Here is a 16,620-nt window from a genome sequence, read left to right as displayed (position 1 = left end):
TCCCTGCTCCTGACGATGACCGCCGCTTCCGGCGCCGGCGCCCAGGTACCGGCGATCGAAGGCACCTATGGCGCCGAGGGCGGCTGCCGGGTCGCAAACACCCGTGACCCGGAGGAATTTGCCGCGACGCTGACCGGGCAGGCGGTGACGACATATGCCTCTCGCTGCACCTTCAAAGGAACCGCCAAACGGATCGTCGGCGGTTTTCGAACCGAAGCGCTCTGCGACGAAGAAGGGGAAGAAACTCAGCACACCGCAATGATCGATATCCTGCGCAACGGCGATGTCTATACTGTACGCTTCGCAGACGGACTTGAATGGGGACCTTTCGAGAAATGTCAATGAATACGATCCGCTTCACCATTGCATCGGCAGTCGTTGCCGCGATGTCGATCGCCGCTCCCGCCAAGGCCGCGACATTCCTCGATGGCGCCTATGGCAGCAAGGAAGGCTGCACCTATGCCGAGACCGGAGAATCGTCCGGCGCCGACGATTTCCTGCTGCTGAACGACGAGGGCGTGACCACGTCGGTTTCCGCCTGCGAATTCAAGGGCGCGCCCAAGAAGACGGCGACCGGTTTCACCATCAAGGCACAATGCGATGTCGAAGGGGAGACCGGGCCGGAAGACACCGCGACGCTGACCAAATCCGCCAAGGGCTACACCGTCAGCTTCCCCGGCGGCACCAAGCTGGGACCGATGCCGAAATGCCGATGAACAATTCTCCATCCTCCGTCGTCTCGGCCCAAAAGCTCGGCCTTACCTTCGAGACCAGTGACGGGCCGGTGCACGCGCTGTCGAATGTCGACCTCACGGTGAACAAGGGCGATTTCGTCTCCTTCATCGGTCCGTCCGGCTGCGGCAAGACCACCTTCCTGCGCGTGATCGCCGATCTCGAAAAGGCGACGGCCGGCGAGATTACCGTCAACGGCATGACGCCGGAAGAGGCGCGCAAATCGCGCTCCTACGGTTACGTCTTCCAGGCGCCGGCGCTTTATCCGTGGCGGACGATCGAGAAGAACATCGCCCTGCCGCTGGAAATCATGGGCTACTCCTCGACCGACAGAAAAGCCCGCATCGAGCGCACGCTCGATCTCGTCAACCTCTCGGGCTTCGGCAAGAAATACCCCTGGCAGCTGTCCGGCGGCATGCAGCAGCGCGCCTCGATCGCCCGCGCACTCGCCTTCGACGCCGATCTGCTGTTGATGGACGAACCCTTCGGCGCGCTCGACGAGATCGTCCGCGATCACCTGAACGAGCAGCTGCTGAAACTTTGGGCTCGCACCGAAAAGACCATCTGTTTCGTCACCCACTCCATTCCGGAGGCTGTCTACCTCTCGACCCGCATCGTCGTCATGTCGCCGCGGCCGGGCCGGGTGACGGATGTGATCGAATCGACCTTGCCCAGGGAACGCCCGCTCGAAATCCGCGAAACGCCGGAGTTCCTGGAGATTGCCCACCGGGTGCGCGAGGGATTGAGGGCGGGGCATAGTTATGAGGAGTAGAGCTTCCCATTCCGGTGGCCACACCCCGAAGCCTTGGAGGACCGCGGCATGAAACCCGACTCCTCCAGGAACCGCATCATCCCCGTCCTCACCATCCTCATCGCCATCGTCGCCGTCTGGTACGTCGCCGCCTATTTCATGAACGCCCCGTTCCAGCGCGATCTCGACCGGCGTGCCAACGTCACCTCCACCACCATGGAATTCATCGGCAAGACGATGGCGCAGCCGAAGCCTATCCTGCCGGCACCGCATCAGGTGGTCAGCAACGTCTTCGAGAACACGTTTCTGCGCAGCGTCACGTCCAACCGCAGCCTCGTCTACCATTCCTGGGTGACGCTCTCCTCGACCGTGGTCGGCTTCACCATGGGCACGCTGACCGGCATCCTGATCGCGGTCGGCATCGTGCATCTGAAGGCGCTCGACCGCAGCCTGATGCCGTGGATCATCGCCTCGCAGACCGTGCCGATCCTCGCGGTCGCGCCGATGGTGATCGTAGTGCTCGGCGCGATCAACATCACCGGCCTCCTCCCCAAGGCGCTGATTTCCACCTACCTCTCCTTCTTCCCGGTCGCAGTCGGCATGGTGAAGGGCCTGCGTTCGCCCGAACTCATCCAACTCGACCTGATGCGCACCTATTATGCCAGCGGTGCTCAGACCTTCTGGAAACTGAGGGTGCCGGCTTCCATCCCCTTCCTGTTCACCTCGATGAAGGTGGCGATCGCCGCAAGCCTGGTCGGCGCGATCGTCGGCGAGCTGCCGACCGGGGCCGTCGCCGGCATCGGCTCGAAACTGCTGGCCGGGGCCTATTACAGCCAGACGATCGATATCTGGGCGGCGCTGATCGCCGGCTCCGTGCTGGCGGCATTGCTGGTGACCATTGTCGGCATCATCGCCAAAATCGTCGATCGCTCGATGGGCGGGAGGCCGGCATGAAGCGCGCTCTTCATTCTTGGCAGGGCGCCCTTGCCCTGATTCTTTGCCTTGCCGCCCTCGCCTGCCTGCCGCTGATGGCAGCGGACGCCCCCTCACCCTTCGGTACCGGCACCGTCGTCCTGGTTTTCCTGCTTGTCGCCGGCGCAGCACTGGTCTCGTTCACGAATCTCTCCCAGCCCCTCGTAGCGACTATCCTGTTCGTCGCAGCTCATTTGGCCGTCTGGCTGCTGCTCGCGGGCATCGCCGGCAACGAGGGCAAGGCGACGCTTGCCTTCTTCCTGATGCTCGCCGCCTCATGGCTGCTGGCCTGGCGTTGCGTCACGGAGCTCTCCGGCATCCGCCCAAAATCCAAGTCCGGCGACACGTTCCTCCGCCTCCTCATTCCCGCGATCTTCGGCGCCTGGATCCTGATCCTCTGGGAGGCGGCGACGCGCGGTGCCGGCATTCCCTTCATCATCCTGCCGCCGCCGTCTTCGATCGGCGCAAGGCTCGCCGGCTCGGTGCCGATCCTCTGGGCCGACGTGCAGCAGACGATCTTCAAGGCGGTGCTGTTCGGTTATGTGGTCGGTTGCGCCTCCGGCTTCGTCGTCGCGATCCTTGCCGACCGCATCGCCTTCCTGCGCCGCGGGCTGCTGCCGATCGGCAACATGGTCTCGGCCCTGCCTATCATCGGTGTCGCGCCGATCATGGTCATGTGGTTCGGTTTCGACTGGCAGTCCAAGGCCGCGGTCGTCATCATCATGACCTTCTTCCCGATGCTGGTGAATACAGTGGCGGGGCTCGCAGCCTCGGGCGCCATGGAACGCGACCTGATGCGCTCCTATGCCTCCGACTATTGGCAGACGCTGATGAAACTGCGCCTGCCGGCGGCCATGCCCTTCATCTTCAACGCGTTGAAGATCAACTCGACGCTGGCGCTGATCGGCGCGATCGTCGCGGAGTTCTTCGGTACGCCGATCGTCGGCATGGGGTTCCGGATCTCGACCGAGATCGGCCGCATGAATGTCGACATGGTCTGGGCCGAAATCGCTGTTGCAGCGCTCATCGGATCGGTTTTTTATGGCGTCGTGGCGCTTGGCGAAAGAGCGACGACGTTCTGGCATCCGTCTAACCGCGGTGGTTAGGCGCTGAAATCCGGCCCGCTTCGGCGGAACCGGCAAACCTCAGAGGGAAGGATAAAAAACATGAGAAAAATTCTCGTTGCACTGATGGCGGGCGCCATGTCGCTTGCCGCAGCCCAGGCGGCGATGGCCGCCGACAAGGTAACCCTGCAGCTGAAATGGGTCGCGCAAGGCCAGTTCGGCGGCTACTACGTCGCCAAGGACAAGGGCTTCTACAAGGAAGAAGGCCTCGACGTCACGATCAAGCCCGGCGGACCGGACATCGCCCCCGAACAGGTGATCGCCGGCGGCGGCGCCGACGTGATCGTCGACTGGATGGGCGGCGCGCTGGTGGCCCGCGAAAAGGGCGTGCCGCTGATCAACATCGCCCAGCCCTACCAGAAGTCCGGCCTGCAGATGATCTGCCCCAAGGACGGACCGGTCAAGACCGAGGCCGATTTCAAGGGCCATACGCTTGGCGTCTGGTTCTTCGGCAACGAATACCCGTTCTTCGCCTGGATGAACAAGCTCGGCCTGAAAACCGACGGAGGCAAGGACGGCGTGACCGTGCTGAAGCAGAGCTTTGACGTGCAGCCGCTCATCCAGAAGCAGGCGGACTGCATCTCGGTCATGACCTATAACGAATACTGGCAGGCAATCGATGCCGGCTTCAAGCCGGACCAGCTCACCGTCTTCAACTTCTCCGCCATGGGCAACGACCTGCTCGAGGACGGCCTCTATGTAATGGACACCAAGCTCAAGGATCCGAAGTTCAAGGAGACCATGGTGAAGTTCGTCCGCGCCTCGATGAAGGGCTGGAAATACGCCATCGCCAACCCGGGCGAAGCAGCCGGGATCGTCATGGACAATGGCGGCCAGGACGAGAACCACCAGAAGCGGATGATGGGCGAAGTGGCCAAGCTGATCGGCACCGCGACCGGCAAGCTCGACACCGCGACCTACGACCGCACGGTCAAGGCGCTGCTCGACCAGAAGATCATCACCAAGAAGCCGGAAGGCGCCTATACGAGCGAGATCACCGACGCGGCACTGAAATAATAATCGCCTGTCGTTCACTTAAAGAGAACGCGCGGCTACAGGTCGCGCGTTTTTGAAATTTTTCTCACTCAAATCATAACTAAAACTCATTCGTCTCATAAGGGCGACGGATTGATTTGTGCAACGCAAACACGTAAAAGTGCGGCGTTGATGAATCTTTCGCTGCCGGTCTTGTAACCGTTTTGCGCGGTTACCACCTTGATCCGGGTTATCGTGCGCTGAGGGGGCGTGCCGTGACCGGAGCGGTTCCCAGCGGAATATTTGCCCCTTACCTTCAGTTTGAAAGTAATCGCATGTTTCGCAAGTTTACCAAGTCTGCCGGTATCCCGGCTCTTCGCCTTGCACTCGGCGCCAGCATCGCGCTTGCCGCAGGTTCCGCATTGAACCCCAATTCTGCCCTTGCGCAGGACGCGGCCACGCCGGCCCCGGCGCAGACGGAAATCAAACTGCCCTCGATCATTGTCACGGAAGCGGTCGAAAAGCCGCTGGTCGATCGCGTCATCGCGACCGGCACCGTCAGGCCCGTCGAGGAAGTCTATGTCCAGCCGCTCGTCGACGCCTTGTCGATCAAGACGCTGAATGCCGACGTCGGCGACGAAGTGAAGGCAGACAGCGTGCTTGCGACGTTGAATGACGACGCGCTGCTTCTCGAGAAAAGCCAACTCCAGGCCAACAAGGCAAAGGCCGAAGCAGCCGTCGCACAATATCAGGCGCAGGTGATCGAGGCCCAGGCCAATGTCGCCGACACGACGCGCCAGCGCGACCGCCTCGTGAAGCTCAGCCAAAGCGGTACCGGGACCGTGTCCCAACTCGAACAGGCGTCGGCTGCCGTCGAGGTTGCGCAGGCACGGCTGAACGCCGCCAAACAGGCGGTGGTCGTCGGCCAATCCGACATCAAGGTGGTGGATGCCCAGATCGAGGACATCAACTTGAAGCTCGCCCGCACAGGCGTGAAAGCGCCGGTCGGCGGTGTCATTTCCGTCCGCAATGCCAAGGTCGGCGCGATCGCCAGCGGCACCGGCAATCCGCTCTTCACGATCATCAAGGACGGCGCGATCGAGCTCGTCGCCGACCTTTCCGAGACCGACATCCAGAAGATCAAGGCCGAGCAGAAGGCAATCGTCACGGTCGCCGGCGGCAAGGTGAAGATCGAGGGCAAGGTTCGGCTCGTCTCCCCGACGGTCGATCCGGTCACCCGCCTCGGAGCGGTGCACATCGTCATCGACGACGAGAGTGGCGCGCGCTCGGGAATGTATGCCAGCGCCGAGATCGTCGTCACCGAGACCAATGCCCTGGCGTTGCCGCTCTCCGCCGTTACCACCGGACGGAACGGTTCCACCGCCCGCAAGGTCGAGGACAATGTGGTCAAGCAGGTGAAGATTGAAACCGGCATCCAGGATGGCGGTTTCGTGCAGGTCGTCAGCGGCCTTACGGCCGGTGACATTGTCGTTGCGAAGGCCGGCGCCTTCGTTCGGGACGGCGACAAGATCGCCCCGGTCCCGGCCGAACCCGCCACTATTGCGAACTGAGGTTGAGCCGCATGAACTTCTCCGCCTGGTCGATCCGCAATCCGATTGCTCCACTACTCGGTTTTGCCCTGCTGCTTGTCGTCGGCATCCAGTCGTTTTACGCTCTGCCGATCACCCGTTTTCCGAATATCGACGTTCCGGTCGTGTCGATCACCGTCACCCAGAGCGGCGCGGCCCCGGCCGAGCTGGAAATGCAGGTGACGAAGGAGATCGAGGACGCCGTAGCCTCGATCAGCGGCATCGACGAAATCCAGTCGACGGTGACAGACGGCCAGTCGCAGACGGTCGTCGTTTTCCGCATCGAAAAGCCGACCGCAGAGGCTGTGCAGGACACCAAGGACGCGATCGACAAGATCCGCAGCGACCTGCCCGCCGGCATCGAGGAACCCGTCGTCACCAAGGTCGACGTCGAGGGCCAGGCGATCCAGACATTCGCCGTCTCCTCGCCGAACATGACGCTCGAAGAACTCTCCTGGTTCGTCGACGACACGGTCAAGCGCGCCCTGCAGGGCCAGGCCGGCATCGGCCGTATCGACCGTTACGGCGGCTCCGATCGTGAAGTCCGGGTGTCGCTGAACCCCGCCAAGCTCGACGCCTACGGCATCACCGCTGCAGATGTCAGCACCCAGATGCGCGGCACCAACGTCGATCTCGGCTCGGGCCGCGGCCAGGTGGCCGGCAACGAACAGACGATCCGCACGCTCGGCGATGCCCGCAGCGTCGCTCAGCTTGCCGACACGACCATCACGTTGCCCAACGGCCAGTTCGTCAAGCTGACCGAACTCGGCACCATCACCGACACCTATGAAGAGCCGAAGTCCTTCTCGCGCTTCAACGGCACGCCGTCGGTTACCTTCGCCGTATTCCGCGCCAAGGGCGCCAGCGAAGTCTCGGTCGCCGAAACCGTCGCCACCAGCCTCGACGAAGTGCGCAAGGCCAATCCGAACGTCGCGATCGAGATGGTCGACGACTCGGTCTACTTCACCTACGGCAACTACGAGGCGGCTCTCCATACGCTGATGGAAGGCTCGATCCTCGCCGTCATCGTGGTGTTCCTGTTCCTGAGGAACTGGCGCGCAACGCTGATCGCCGCCATCGCCCTGCCGCTTTCAGCGATCCCGACCTTCTGGATCATGGATGTCATGGGGTTCTCGCTGAACCTCGTAAGCTTCCTGGCGCTGACGCTCGCGACAGGTATTCTAGTCGATGACGCGATCGTCGAGATCGAGAACATCGCGCGGCATATCAAGATGGGCAAGACGCCCTATCGAGCGGCGCTCGAGGCGGCGGACGAAATCGGTCTCGCCGTCATCGCGACCAGTTTCACGATCATCGCAGTGTTCGTGCCGGTCTCGTTCATGCCGGGCGTTCCGGGCCAGTACTTCATCCAGTTTGGCCTGACGGTCGCTTTCTCGGTGTTCTTCTCGCTCGCGGTGGCGCGACTGATCACGCCGCTGATGGCTGCCTATCTGATGAGCCCCGAAGACGGGATGGAAGACCATCACGACAACGACGGCTGGATCATGAAGGCCTATACGCGCCTCGTCACCGGCACGACCCGCCGCTGGTACTGGCGTTATACGACGATGCTCGCAGCAATCGGCTTCCTGATCGGCTCGGTGATGCTGCTCTCCCAGGTCCCCGGCAGCTTCCTGCCGCCGGACGATTCCTCGCGCGTCGTGCTGTCGGTGGAACTGCCGCCGAATGCGACACTCGACGAGACGGCTGCCAGCACCGACGTCATCTATGACGCTGTACGCCATATCGACGGTGTTGAGAGCGTCTTCATTCTCGGTGGCGCTTCGCCGAAGGGTGACCTTGAACTGCGACGCGCAACCGTGCGCGTCATTCTGCAGAACATCGACCATTCGCTGGTAAAGACCCTGGTCAACAAGGGTCTGGGATCGATCCCTCTCGTCCGCGACTTTGTGCCGAAGATCAAGGAAAATGGCCGCACGCGTCCGCAATGGGATGTCGAAAAGGATATCTTTGCAGCTGTCCGCTCCATTCCGGACGTGCGGATCTCCAAGGTCAACGACCGCGCCGAGCGTGACCTGTCGTTCAACTTCCTCTCCACCAACGAGGCGGACCTGAACGAAGCCGTCAGCGTGCTGGAATCGAAGCTGCGCGCCTCGCCGGTCCTTTTCAATGTCTCCTCGGAAGGCGCCCTGCCCCGTCCGGAACTCCAGATCCGGCCGCGCATGGCGGAGGCCTCGCGCCTCGGCATCACCCCGCAGCAGATCGCCCAGACCGTCCGCGTCGCGACGATCGGCGATGTCGATGCCAACCTTGCCAAGATCTCGCTGGACGACCGGCAGATCCCGATCCGCGTCCAGGCGTCGCTCGACGTCCGCCGCGATCTCGCCTCCATCCGCGCCTTGAAGATCAAGACCGCGGCCGGTGCCAGCGTGCCACTCTACAGCGTCGCCGACATCGATTATTCGGAAGGCCCGAGCTCGATCAAGCGAAACGACCGCAACCGCGTCGTGGCGATCGGCTCCGACGTGCCCTTCGGCACGGCGCTCGATACCGCCTCGGCCGAGTTCAAACGCATCGTCGACGAGACCGAATTCCCGAAGACGGTTCGTCTGGCCGAAAGCGGTGATGCCAAGGTGCAGGCCGAAATGCAGCAGAGCTTCGGCAATGCAATGCTGATGGGCCTGATGCTGGTGCTAGTGGTGCTGATCCTGCTCTTCAAGGACGTCATCCAGCCCTTCACCATCCTGTTCTCCCTGCCGCTTGCCATCGGCGGCGTGGCGGTGGCGCTGATCATCACCCAGAACGCGTTGTCGATGCCGGTGCTGATCGGTATCCTGATGCTGATGGGCATCGTCACCAAGAACGCCATCCTGCTGGTGGACTTCGCGATCGAGATGAAGCGTCAAGGCCTGGAACGGGTCCATGCCATGGTGGAAGCCGGCCGCAAGCGCGCCCGTCCGATCATCATGACCTCGATCGCCATGTCGGCGGGCATGCTGCCCTCGGCGCTCGGCGTCGGCGAAGGTGGCTCCTTCCGTGCGCCGATGGCGATCGCGGTGATGGGCGGCATCATCGTTTCGACGGTGCTCTCGCTTCTCGTCGTGCCGTCCTTCTTCCTGATCATGGACGACCTGTCGCGCCTGCTCGGCAAGATCTTCGGCCGCATGGTCGGCAAGAAGGAACAGGAGGACTTCGGTCTTTCCAACGAGGAGCTCAGCCAGGAAGCGCGCAAGAACGCTCAGACGATCGCATCCCTGGAAGAACGCCTCAACCAGATGGAACGGCAGACGAGCGCCAACGACGATCGTTCTCCCGGCGCGCAGGCCAGCAGCAAAGTGCTGCGCCTGCCTCCGCTGGCCGCCGAATAAGCACTCCTCCCCCACTGCAATTCCGGCAACGCCGGGCCTCATGGCCCGGCGTTTTTCGTTGAAAAAAGCCGGCTCGCGGAGATTGCAGAAAAAATGCGCCAATTTGATCGATGTCAAAAACAGATTTGTTGAACCTGTTATTTTAGCGACATCGGGAATGCGCGGCGGTTCAGGTTATGGAAGAGACAGCGGACATGATGAACAGCAATTTAAAGCTCAACAACAGGGACCGGGCTGTCCTGATGAAGGCACCTTTCCTGACCAGCCTGACCGGCAATTCTCTCGTCCGGATGATGTCGACCATGAGTGTCATCAGCCTGACGAACCGCAAGTCGATCTTTCGCGAAGGCGAGGATGCGGACGCTTTTTACTGTGTTCTCAGTGGTTACGTGCGGCTCTACCAGCTCAATCGCGACGGCCGTGAGGCGGATATCCGTATCTGCAGTCCCGGGGACACGTTCGCCGAATGTCTTCTCTATGGCGGCACCAAGTACCGTCATCATGCACAGACAGCCGAAGCCACGACGCTTGCCCGCTTCGACATGCAGGCGGTGCGGGATCTGGCCGAACAGGAGCGGGATATCGCCAAAGCGGTGATCACCTCGCTCTCGAAACACCTTATGACCACGATGGACTGCGTCGCCAACGACAGGTTGCATACGGCACCGCAGCGGGTGGCGAATTATATCCTGACGCGGTGCCCGGTGGATGGCGGCCCCGCCTCCATTCGCCTGCCTTTCCAGAAGAACCTGCTCGCAGGCATGCTGGGCCTGGCTCCCGAGGCGCTCTCCCGCGCATTCTCCACTCTCCGGCGGACCGGAGTGACAGTACGCGGGCGCGTGATCCAGGTCGGCGACGTGCAGGCCCTGCGCGAAATCTGAAACTCGAGGGAAAGCGAGACCGGGCGGGCGGGTCCGGGCTCGCTTTGGATGCATGCTGCGACGCGGGCGGCGGGACCGCAGCATGCAGACAAGGCCGATGGCTTCCCAGGGAGCCATCGGCCTCGATCTTTTTTAGAGCATGTCGCGCAAAAGTGTGCAGCGGCTTTGCGACAACGACATGCGTAAAACAGAGACTTAAAGCGTGCCGGGCGGATCCGAAGGATCGCGGTACGCTTTAAAGACCACCCTGCTCCTTCAGGAACCGGACCACATGGTCCACGCCCTCGCCGCGCTTCAGGTCGGTGAACAGGTGCGGCTTGGCCTCGCGCATGCGGTAGGCGTCGCGGTCCATCACATCGAGATCGACATCGACGTAAGGAGCGAGATCCTTCTTGTTGATGATCAGGAGATCGGAGCGGGTAATGCCCGGGCCGCCCTTGCGCGGAATTTCTTCGCCCTGGCAGGTGGAGATCACATAGATGGTGATGTCGGCGAGATCCGGCGAAAAGGTCGCCGCGAGATTGTCGCCACCCGATTCGATGAAAACCACGTCGAGATCGGGGATGCGCTCGTTAAGACCCGCGATCGCCTGAAGATTGATCGTCGCGTCTTCGCGGATGGCGGTATGCGGGCAGCCGCCGGTCTCGACGCCGACGATGCGGTCCGAAGACAGCGCTTGGCTGCGCACCAGCGCTTCGGCGTCCTCCTTCGTGTAGATGTCGTTGGTGACGACCGCGATGGAATAATCCGCACGCATCGCCTTGCAGAGCTTTTCCGTCAGTGCCGTCTTGCCCGAGCCGACTGGGCCGCCGATGCCGACGCGCAAAGGCCCGTTTGCCGATTTCATGTGTCGTCCTTTCATTCTTCCTGACGCCAGCTTAGGACCGCTTTTACGAGCGGAAAAGCCGCGAATGCTGTGTTTCGTGCCGCAGAGAGGCGATTTCCGCCTGCACGGTCGCGCCGCCGAGATCGTCGAGCGTGGCAAGGCTCGCTTTCCCTGCGATTTCGGTGATCAGGCCTTCGATATCCGCGAGAATGGCCACGCCTTCGGTCTGCCCCGCCACACCAAGCCTGATCCCCGCGGATACCGATTGCGAAGCGGCTGCATGCAGGTAGGCGGCAAGTGCCTGGACCGCAGGCACGCCATGCGCTGCCGCAACAGCCCCGACTGCGACCGGAAACAGCACGGCCGTCGGCAGGCGGTCGAGGACCGGATGCGGCCACGCCGAGGCCGCCGCGGCAAATGCCGTGCCGAGCGACAGCGTCTCCTTATGGCGCTCCGCGGAGCCGGCAAGCGCCAGCCCCAGTTCGGCCGTCTCCATCAGACCGGCCTCATCCTCAAACCGCCGCCAGGCAACGCCGAACAGGACCGCGTCGTTCCACAGGAAGCCGTGCCGCAACAGGCTCGACAGCCAGCCGCTCAGCCCAGACGCATCCTTGACGAGGCCATCCAGCACGGCCCGCTCCAGCCCGCCCGAATAGGCGAAACCGCCGATCGGGAAGGCCGGGGAGAGCCAGGCCATCAGCCGCAGAAGTGCTTTCGTATCGAGGCTTTCGCTCACCGAAGCTCAATGTCCGTGATGGTCATGACCATGGCCGCCATGCGAATGATAAGCGCCGCGGGCCGGCTGGAAACCTTCCTCGACCTCGGCGACGGTAGCGCCGAGCCCCTCCAGCATCGCCCGGATCACATGGTCGCGCAGGATGAGGATACGCCCCTCCTCGATCTGCGCCGCCAGATGCCGGTTGCCGAGATGCCAGGCAAGCTCGATCAGGTGCAGCGTGTCCCGCGCCCTGATCTCGAAGAGTTTTTCCGGGGCCGCCTGCACCTCGATCGTATCGCCGTTGTCGAGCACCAGCCGGTCGCCGTGGTGGAAAAGCATCGCCTCCTTGAGATCGAGCATCACCATCTCGCCGTTGGAAAGATGCAGGAGCTTGCGGCGCAGATGCCGCAGATCATGCGGCAGGGTGACGATATCGACCGGCGGATCGGAGATCACCCCTGCGGGGTGATAGGAGTGGATGTGCTGCATGGAAAACTCCGGGGATCAATTGAAAAGCTTGAGGGATAGCGTAAGCGTCTGCGGCAGCGGATTCCAGAGGCCGGTGCGCAATCCGGCGGCGCGAAGTGCCGCGGCGGCCCAGGTGTTGCAGCCGGCAAACGCGTTGAAGTAGCCGTTCGCCTCGAAGAACCGGTCATTATCGCCATAGCCCGCCTCCGGCACCACAGCCACCTCGCCTGCCTGACGGCTGAAGCTCGTCTGGATAAACGCCAAAAGCCGCTGGAATTCCGCCGCCTCCAGGTCGATCGGCATCACCGCCGGATGGCTTTCATCGATCCCGCCGGCAACGTCCACATGCATGACCGAACTGTCGATCGTCAGTGCCCGCAATACCGGAATCGGCTTCAAGTCCGCCCAGGTCGGCGTTTCAAGATAGAAAGCCCGCCCACCCCAACCGAGCACCAGCCATTCCGCACCGGGACTGGCAACGGGGATTCCGGACCGCCCCAAAAAAGCAAAGGCGGCACGGGTATCTTCAGCCAGCGGAATGGCAATGTCCGTATGGATCGGATTGGACAGAACCAGGATGCGCCTTTGCGCCACCGGTTCCGCCGCCCGGCTCGGCGCAAACAGCGGCCGCGGGATGAAGGTCCCGACGGCCACCGCGACAACCACGAACAGAACCGCGGCAAGGAGCCAGCGCAAAAACGTCTTCATCAATGGGCTCCGAGGTGCCAGCGCCTCAGAACAGGAAATAACGTTGCGCCATCGGCAGCACGGTCGCAGGTTCGCAGGTGAGCAACTCGCCGTCGGCCCGCACTTCGTAGGTCTCCGGGTTGACCTCCACATGCGGCGTCAGCGAATTGTGGATCATCGAGGCCTTGGAAATGCCGCCTCGGGTGTTTTTGACCGCCACCAGCTTCTTCGCGACGCCGAGGCGCTGGGCAAGACCGCCGTCGAGCGAAGCCTGGCTGACGAAAGTGACTGACGAATTGGTGCGCAGCTTGCCGTAGGCGGCGAACATCGGACGGTAGTGCATCGGCTGCGGGGTGGGGATCGAGGCGTTCGGATCGCCCATCGGCGCCGCCGCGATCGAACCGCCGAGCAGCACCATTTCCGGCTTTACGCCAAAGAAGGCCGGGTTCCAGAGCACGAGATCCGCCCGTTTGCCGACCTCGACCGAACCGATCTCATGGGAAACCCCATGGGCGATGGCCGGGTTTATCGTATATTTGGCGATGTAGCGCTTGACGCGGAAATTGTCGTTATTGCCGGTTTCTTCCTTCAAGCTGCCGCGCTGGCGCTTCATCTTGTCGGCCGTCTGCCAGGTGCGGATCGCCACTTCCCCGACGCGGCCCATGGCCTGGCTGTCGGAGGAGATGATCGAGAAGGCGCCGAGATCGTGGAGGATGTCTTCGGCGGCGATGGTTTCCTTGCGGATGCGGCTTTCGGCAAAGGCGATGTCTTCCGGGATCGACGGCGACAGGTGATGGCAGACCATCAGCATGTCGAGATGTTCGGCGAGCGTGTTGATCGTATAGGGCCGGGTCGGGTTGGTGGAAGACGGGATGACGTTCGGATTGCCGCAGACCTTGATGATGTCGGGCGCGTGACCACCGCCCGCCCCTTCCGTATGGAAGGCGTGGATAGTGCGACCCCGGATTGCGGCGACGGTATCCTCGACGAAGCCGCTCTCGTTCAGCGTATCCGTGTGGATCATCACCTGCACGTCGAAGGCGTCGGCAACCGTCAGGCAATTGTCGATCGCGGCCGGCGTCGTGCCCCAGTCCTCGTGCAGCTTCAGGCTTGAGGCACCGGCGAGGATCATCTCCTCGAGTGGAGCCGGCAGCGAGGCATTGCCCTTGCCGGCCAGCGCCAGGTTCATCGGGAAGGCGTCGAAGCTCTCGATCATCCGCTCGATATGCCAGGCACCGGTGCAGGTGGTGGCAAGCGTTCCATGCGCCGGGCCGGAGCCACCGCCGAGCATGGTCGTGACACCGCTCATCAGCGCCTCCTCGATCTGCTGCGGGCAGATGAAGTGGATATGCGCATCCATGCCGCCGGCCGTCAGGATCTTGCCCTCGCCGGCAATCGCCTCGGTGGACGGGCCGACGATGATCGTCACGCCCGGCTGCGTATCCGGGTTGCCGGCCTTGCCGATCGCGTGGATACGGCCGTTCTTCAAACCGACGTCAGCCTTGTAGATGCCCGAATGGTCGACGATCAGCGCATTGGTGATGACGGTGTCGACGGCGCCTTCCGCCCGCGTCGCCTGGCTCTGGCCCATGCCGTCGCGAATGACCTTGCCGCCGCCGAACTTCACCTCTTCGCCATAGATGGTGAAATCCTTCTCCACCTCGATGAAGAGCTCGGTATCGGCAAGCCGCACCCGATCGCCCGTGGTCGGACCGAACATGCTGGCATAGGAGGCGCGGGACATCTTGTGGGGCATTGGGTGGACTCCATGACGAGAATGGGTGTTTTATGCGACCTTGATCGCGTCCGCCGGCGGCGGGGGCAATTCTACGACTTTTTCCGGCAGCGCCCTTATGAGCGCGCGCGTCATGCTGGCCAGATCGTTGGCGACATACAAACGCTCCCCCGCATTCACGAGGAATTCATCGGGCAGCGAACGGAACAACCGCAACTGGACAGTCACGCTTCTGGCGGCAGTATCGTGGACCTGTTCATATTTATAGGTGTAGCCGGCCGTCTCGGCGGCTTTGACGACATATTCCAGCCGCTGACGAATCTCCCCTTCGTCCATGGAGCCGATAGCCAGAAAATAGGAAACCACCATTCTCTTGACGTTCACCTGAACGTACACCCGCTGGTCGAGGCCGTAGGCGAGAATGCGATACTGGCAATAGTGGCTGCCCTCGTCGTATTTGATAAGGATCTTCGTCCTCGACGACACGGGCTTCGCCGCATAGGAGGCATCAAGCTCCCGAAAATCGTCTTCGTCGTAATCGACGATGCGCAAGGCCTCGGGGATCTCCTGTACTAGATAGCTTGCCGTGCGCTCCTTGAGAAACGGCACGCCGACACTGAATTTCGTATAGAAGATCAGTGCGATGACGCTTAGCCCTGCCGCACATGTCTGTGCGAGCGTCAAGGCGGTAGTGACGAGGCCCGCATCCACTCCGGTCAACAGCGAAAACAGGACAACCGATACCGAGAGCAGGAAGATGAAGACGGCCAGAACCGTTATGATGACCTTCGCGCGACGAGGGATATAGACTATGTGTTCGCTATTCATTGGACGCCCGGTTCCGCATCAATTCCCCATCGCCTCTGTCAGCTCTTTCAATTCGGCAGTGCGCTTGCGGGTGAGATCCGCCTGGCATCCGGAAACCAGCATCGGCTCCATCGAGCCGCCATGCGCCTGGAAGCCGGTGGAAATGCACTGCGCATCCCGATAGACGACCCAGGCGCGTTGCGCCTTGACGAGCGCATCCTCGGCACCCTTCAGATCCGGCGTGGCATCGGCATCCCACGCCTTCATGGCCTTGCGCGTTGTCTGGTACTGGGCGTTGAGCGCCTTGTCGGCCGCCTCAAAATCCCGCTGCGAGCAGATGTTCATCTCCATCTGCGTCTGCGGGTTCTTGCAATTGGCCTTCGGCTCCTGGGCAAATGCCGGCAGGGAGCAGAACCCCAGGCAGACGGCAGCAGCCACCAAAACGGATTTCACAGCGCACCCATGATCTTCTGCTGGAAACCATAGACTTCGCGCTTGCCCGAGAGGGGGATCAGCGTCACGGAGCGGGTCTGGCCGGGTTCGAAACGCACCGCGGTTCCGGCCGGGATATCGAGGCGCATGCCGCGCGCTTTGTCGCGGTCGAAGGAAAGACCGTTATTGGTCTCGAAGAAATGGTAATGGCTGCCCACCTGCACCGGACGGTCGCCGGTATTGGAGACCTCGATGGACACGGTCGGGGCACCGGAATTGAGCTCGATTTCGCCTTCTGCGGCAATCACTTCACCGGGAATCATGAATCTCTCCTTCAAGCCGCCTTGGGCGCGCAGCCCTCGGCCTTGAGAACACGTTTGGTGGAGGCAGGATTGCGCGCGAGCGCAGCCGCCGGACGCACCGGCCGGCGCACCAGCTCGCCTGAACAATTCGGGCAGATGCCCTTCAGCACGTCGGTGGTGCAGGTGACGCAGAACGTGCACTCGAAAGTGCAGATCATCGCCTCCCGGCTTTCCGGGGCAAGGTCCTTGTCGCAGCATTCGCAATTGGGGCGCAGTTCCAGCATGGGCCGCC

At 62.3% G+C, this 16,620-nt stretch carries 18 protein-coding genes; 9 read left to right on the top strand and 9 right to left on the bottom strand.

Annotation, left to right across the window (positions count from 1 at the left end):
• Window positions 1-15 precede the first annotated feature (15 nt).
• The 9 genes from J2857_RS03930 to J2857_RS03890 all read left to right on the top strand — a co-directional run bounded on the left by J2857_RS03930 (window position 16) and on the right by J2857_RS03890 (window position 10,353).
• Window positions 16-345, top strand: coding sequence for a hypothetical protein (locus J2857_RS03930; RefSeq protein ID WP_210008723.1), 330 nt, complete (start codon window positions 16-18; stop codon window positions 343-345).
• Complete coding sequence (locus tag J2857_RS03925; RefSeq protein WP_210008722.1) at window positions 342-716, top strand: hypothetical protein; 375 nt, start codon at window positions 342-344, stop codon at window positions 714-716. The genes J2857_RS03930 and J2857_RS03925 overlap by 4 nt, the downstream gene beginning before the upstream one ends.
• Complete coding sequence (locus J2857_RS03920; RefSeq protein WP_210008721.1) at window positions 713-1,504, top strand: ABC transporter ATP-binding protein; 792 nt, start codon at window positions 713-715, stop codon at window positions 1,502-1,504. Before J2857_RS03925 ends, J2857_RS03920 begins: the two co-directional genes overlap by 4 nt.
• 48 nt (window positions 1,505-1,552) lie before the next feature.
• Window positions 1,553-2,437, top strand: a complete 885-nt coding sequence (locus J2857_RS03915) for an ABC transporter permease (protein ID WP_210008720.1) — start codon at window positions 1,553-1,555, stop codon at window positions 2,435-2,437.
• On the top strand, window positions 2,434-3,561 hold the full coding sequence (locus J2857_RS03910; protein ID WP_210008719.1) for an ABC transporter permease: 1,128 nt from the start codon (window positions 2,434-2,436) through the stop codon (window positions 3,559-3,561). The genes J2857_RS03915 and J2857_RS03910 overlap by 4 nt, the downstream gene beginning before the upstream one ends.
• A 60-nt stretch (window positions 3,562-3,621) precedes the next feature.
• Complete coding sequence (locus J2857_RS03905; protein ID WP_210008718.1) at window positions 3,622-4,596, top strand: ABC transporter substrate-binding protein; 975 nt, start codon at window positions 3,622-3,624, stop codon at window positions 4,594-4,596.
• A gap of 293 nt (window positions 4,597-4,889) precedes the next feature.
• Window positions 4,890-6,125 (top strand): efflux RND transporter periplasmic adaptor subunit, encoded by a 1,236-nt coding sequence (locus J2857_RS03900; protein WP_245363004.1) that lies wholly within the window; start codon window positions 4,890-4,892, stop codon window positions 6,123-6,125.
• 11 nt (window positions 6,126-6,136) lie between these two features.
• Window positions 6,137-9,472, top strand: coding sequence for an efflux RND transporter permease subunit (locus J2857_RS03895; protein ID WP_210008717.1), 3,336 nt, complete (start codon window positions 6,137-6,139; stop codon window positions 9,470-9,472).
• A 197-nt stretch (window positions 9,473-9,669) separates the two neighbouring features.
• Window positions 9,670-10,353 (top strand): Crp/Fnr family transcriptional regulator, encoded by a 684-nt coding sequence (locus J2857_RS03890; RefSeq protein WP_210010022.1) that lies wholly within the window; start codon window positions 9,670-9,672, stop codon window positions 10,351-10,353.
• Window positions 10,354-10,588: 235 nt separating this feature from the next.
• Here the strand turns inward: J2857_RS03890 and ureG are convergent, their stop codons facing one another.
• From ureG to J2857_RS03845, 9 genes are read right to left on the bottom strand one after another with little or no spacing between them, the layout of a single operon-like run.
• The gene (ureG, locus tag J2857_RS03885) at window positions 10,589-11,200 is read right to left on the bottom strand and encodes an urease accessory protein UreG (protein WP_210008716.1); all 612 of its coding nucleotides are present in this window, start codon (window positions 11,198-11,200) and stop codon (window positions 10,589-10,591) included.
• Between the two features lie 43 nt (window positions 11,201-11,243).
• On the bottom strand, window positions 11,244-11,876 hold the full coding sequence (locus J2857_RS03880; RefSeq protein WP_210010021.1) for an urease accessory protein UreF: 633 nt from the start codon (window positions 11,874-11,876) through the stop codon (window positions 11,244-11,246).
• Window positions 11,877-11,921: 45 nt separating this feature from the next.
• Window positions 11,922-12,386 carry an urease accessory protein UreE gene (gene ureE / locus J2857_RS03875; RefSeq protein WP_210008715.1) on the bottom strand — a complete coding sequence of 155 codons (465 nt, stop codon included), beginning with the start codon at window positions 12,384-12,386 and terminating at the stop codon, window positions 11,922-11,924.
• A gap of 15 nt (window positions 12,387-12,401) precedes the next feature.
• Window positions 12,402-13,073 (bottom strand): TIGR02117 family protein, encoded by a 672-nt coding sequence (locus J2857_RS03870; protein ID WP_210008714.1) that lies wholly within the window; start codon window positions 13,071-13,073, stop codon window positions 12,402-12,404.
• A gap of 25 nt (window positions 13,074-13,098) precedes the next feature.
• Entirely contained in the window at window positions 13,099-14,808 is a 1,710-nt protein-coding gene (gene ureC / locus J2857_RS03865; RefSeq protein ID WP_210008713.1) for an urease subunit alpha, read from the bottom strand.
• A 30-nt stretch (window positions 14,809-14,838) separates the two neighbouring features.
• Window positions 14,839-15,615: a hypothetical protein gene (locus tag J2857_RS03860; RefSeq protein ID WP_210008712.1), complete on the bottom strand. Its 777-nt coding sequence runs from the start codon at window positions 15,613-15,615 to the stop codon at window positions 14,839-14,841.
• Window positions 15,616-15,633: 18 nt separating this feature from the next.
• The gene (locus J2857_RS03855; protein ID WP_210008711.1) at window positions 15,634-16,047 is read right to left on the bottom strand and encodes a lysozyme inhibitor LprI family protein; all 414 of its coding nucleotides are present in this window, start codon (window positions 16,045-16,047) and stop codon (window positions 15,634-15,636) included.
• Window positions 16,044-16,349, bottom strand: a complete 306-nt coding sequence (locus J2857_RS03850; RefSeq protein ID WP_037076732.1) for an urease subunit beta — start codon at window positions 16,347-16,349, stop codon at window positions 16,044-16,046. The genes J2857_RS03855 and J2857_RS03850 overlap by 4 nt, the downstream gene beginning before the upstream one ends.
• Window positions 16,350-16,360: 11 nt before the next feature.
• Complete coding sequence (locus J2857_RS03845; protein ID WP_210008710.1) at window positions 16,361-16,612, bottom strand: DUF1272 domain-containing protein; 252 nt, start codon at window positions 16,610-16,612, stop codon at window positions 16,361-16,363.
• Window positions 16,613-16,620: the final 8 nt, after the last annotated feature.

It is taken from the genome of Neorhizobium galegae (assembly GCF_017877055.1).
GTDB lineage: Bacteria > Pseudomonadota > Alphaproteobacteria > Rhizobiales > Rhizobiaceae > Neorhizobium > Neorhizobium galegae_D.
Note: the sequence above shows the minus strand (reverse complement) of the source record. Positions and strands in the feature narration are given on the sequence as shown.

What these genes read in the sequence shown, in the direction of transcription:
- J2857_RS03930 (WP_210008723.1), top strand. Translation starts at nt 16, where the DNA reads ATGACCGCCGCTTCCGGCGCCGGCGCCCAGGTACCGGCGATCGAAGGC.
- J2857_RS03925 (WP_210008722.1), top strand. Translation starts at nt 342, where the DNA reads ATGAATACGATCCGCTTCACCATTGCATCGGCAGTCGTTGCCGCGATG.
- J2857_RS03920 (WP_210008721.1), top strand. Translation starts at nt 713, where the DNA reads ATGAACAATTCTCCATCCTCCGTCGTCTCGGCCCAAAAGCTCGGCCTT.
- J2857_RS03915 (WP_210008720.1), top strand. Translation starts at nt 1,553, where the DNA reads ATGAAACCCGACTCCTCCAGGAACCGCATCATCCCCGTCCTCACCATC.
- J2857_RS03910 (WP_210008719.1), top strand. Translation starts at nt 2,434, where the DNA reads ATGAAGCGCGCTCTTCATTCTTGGCAGGGCGCCCTTGCCCTGATTCTT.
- J2857_RS03905 (WP_210008718.1), top strand. Translation starts at nt 3,622, where the DNA reads ATGAGAAAAATTCTCGTTGCACTGATGGCGGGCGCCATGTCGCTTGCC.
- J2857_RS03900 (WP_245363004.1), top strand. Translation starts at nt 4,890, where the DNA reads ATGTTTCGCAAGTTTACCAAGTCTGCCGGTATCCCGGCTCTTCGCCTT.
- J2857_RS03895 (WP_210008717.1), top strand. Translation starts at nt 6,137, where the DNA reads ATGAACTTCTCCGCCTGGTCGATCCGCAATCCGATTGCTCCACTACTC.
- J2857_RS03890 (WP_210010022.1), top strand. Translation starts at nt 9,670, where the DNA reads ATGAACAGCAATTTAAAGCTCAACAACAGGGACCGGGCTGTCCTGATG.
- ureG (WP_210008716.1), bottom strand. Translation starts at nt 11,200, where the DNA reads ATGAAATCGGCAAACGGGCCTTTGCGCGTCGGCATCGGCGGCCCAGTC.
- J2857_RS03880 (WP_210010021.1), bottom strand. Translation starts at nt 11,876, where the DNA reads ATGGCCTGGCTCTCCCCGGCCTTCCCGATCGGCGGTTTCGCCTATTCG.
- ureE (WP_210008715.1), bottom strand. Translation starts at nt 12,386, where the DNA reads ATGCAGCACATCCACTCCTATCACCCCGCAGGGGTGATCTCCGATCCG.
- J2857_RS03870 (WP_210008714.1), bottom strand. Translation starts at nt 13,073, where the DNA reads ATGAAGACGTTTTTGCGCTGGCTCCTTGCCGCGGTTCTGTTCGTGGTT.
- ureC (WP_210008713.1), bottom strand. Translation starts at nt 14,808, where the DNA reads ATGCCCCACAAGATGTCCCGCGCCTCCTATGCCAGCATGTTCGGTCCG.
- J2857_RS03860 (WP_210008712.1), bottom strand. Translation starts at nt 15,615, where the DNA reads ATGAATAGCGAACACATAGTCTATATCCCTCGTCGCGCGAAGGTCATC.
- J2857_RS03850 (WP_037076732.1), bottom strand. Translation starts at nt 16,349, where the DNA reads ATGATTCCCGGTGAAGTGATTGCCGCAGAAGGCGAAATCGAGCTCAAT.
- J2857_RS03845 (WP_210008710.1), bottom strand. Translation starts at nt 16,612, where the DNA reads ATGCTGGAACTGCGCCCCAATTGCGAATGCTGCGACAAGGACCTTGCC.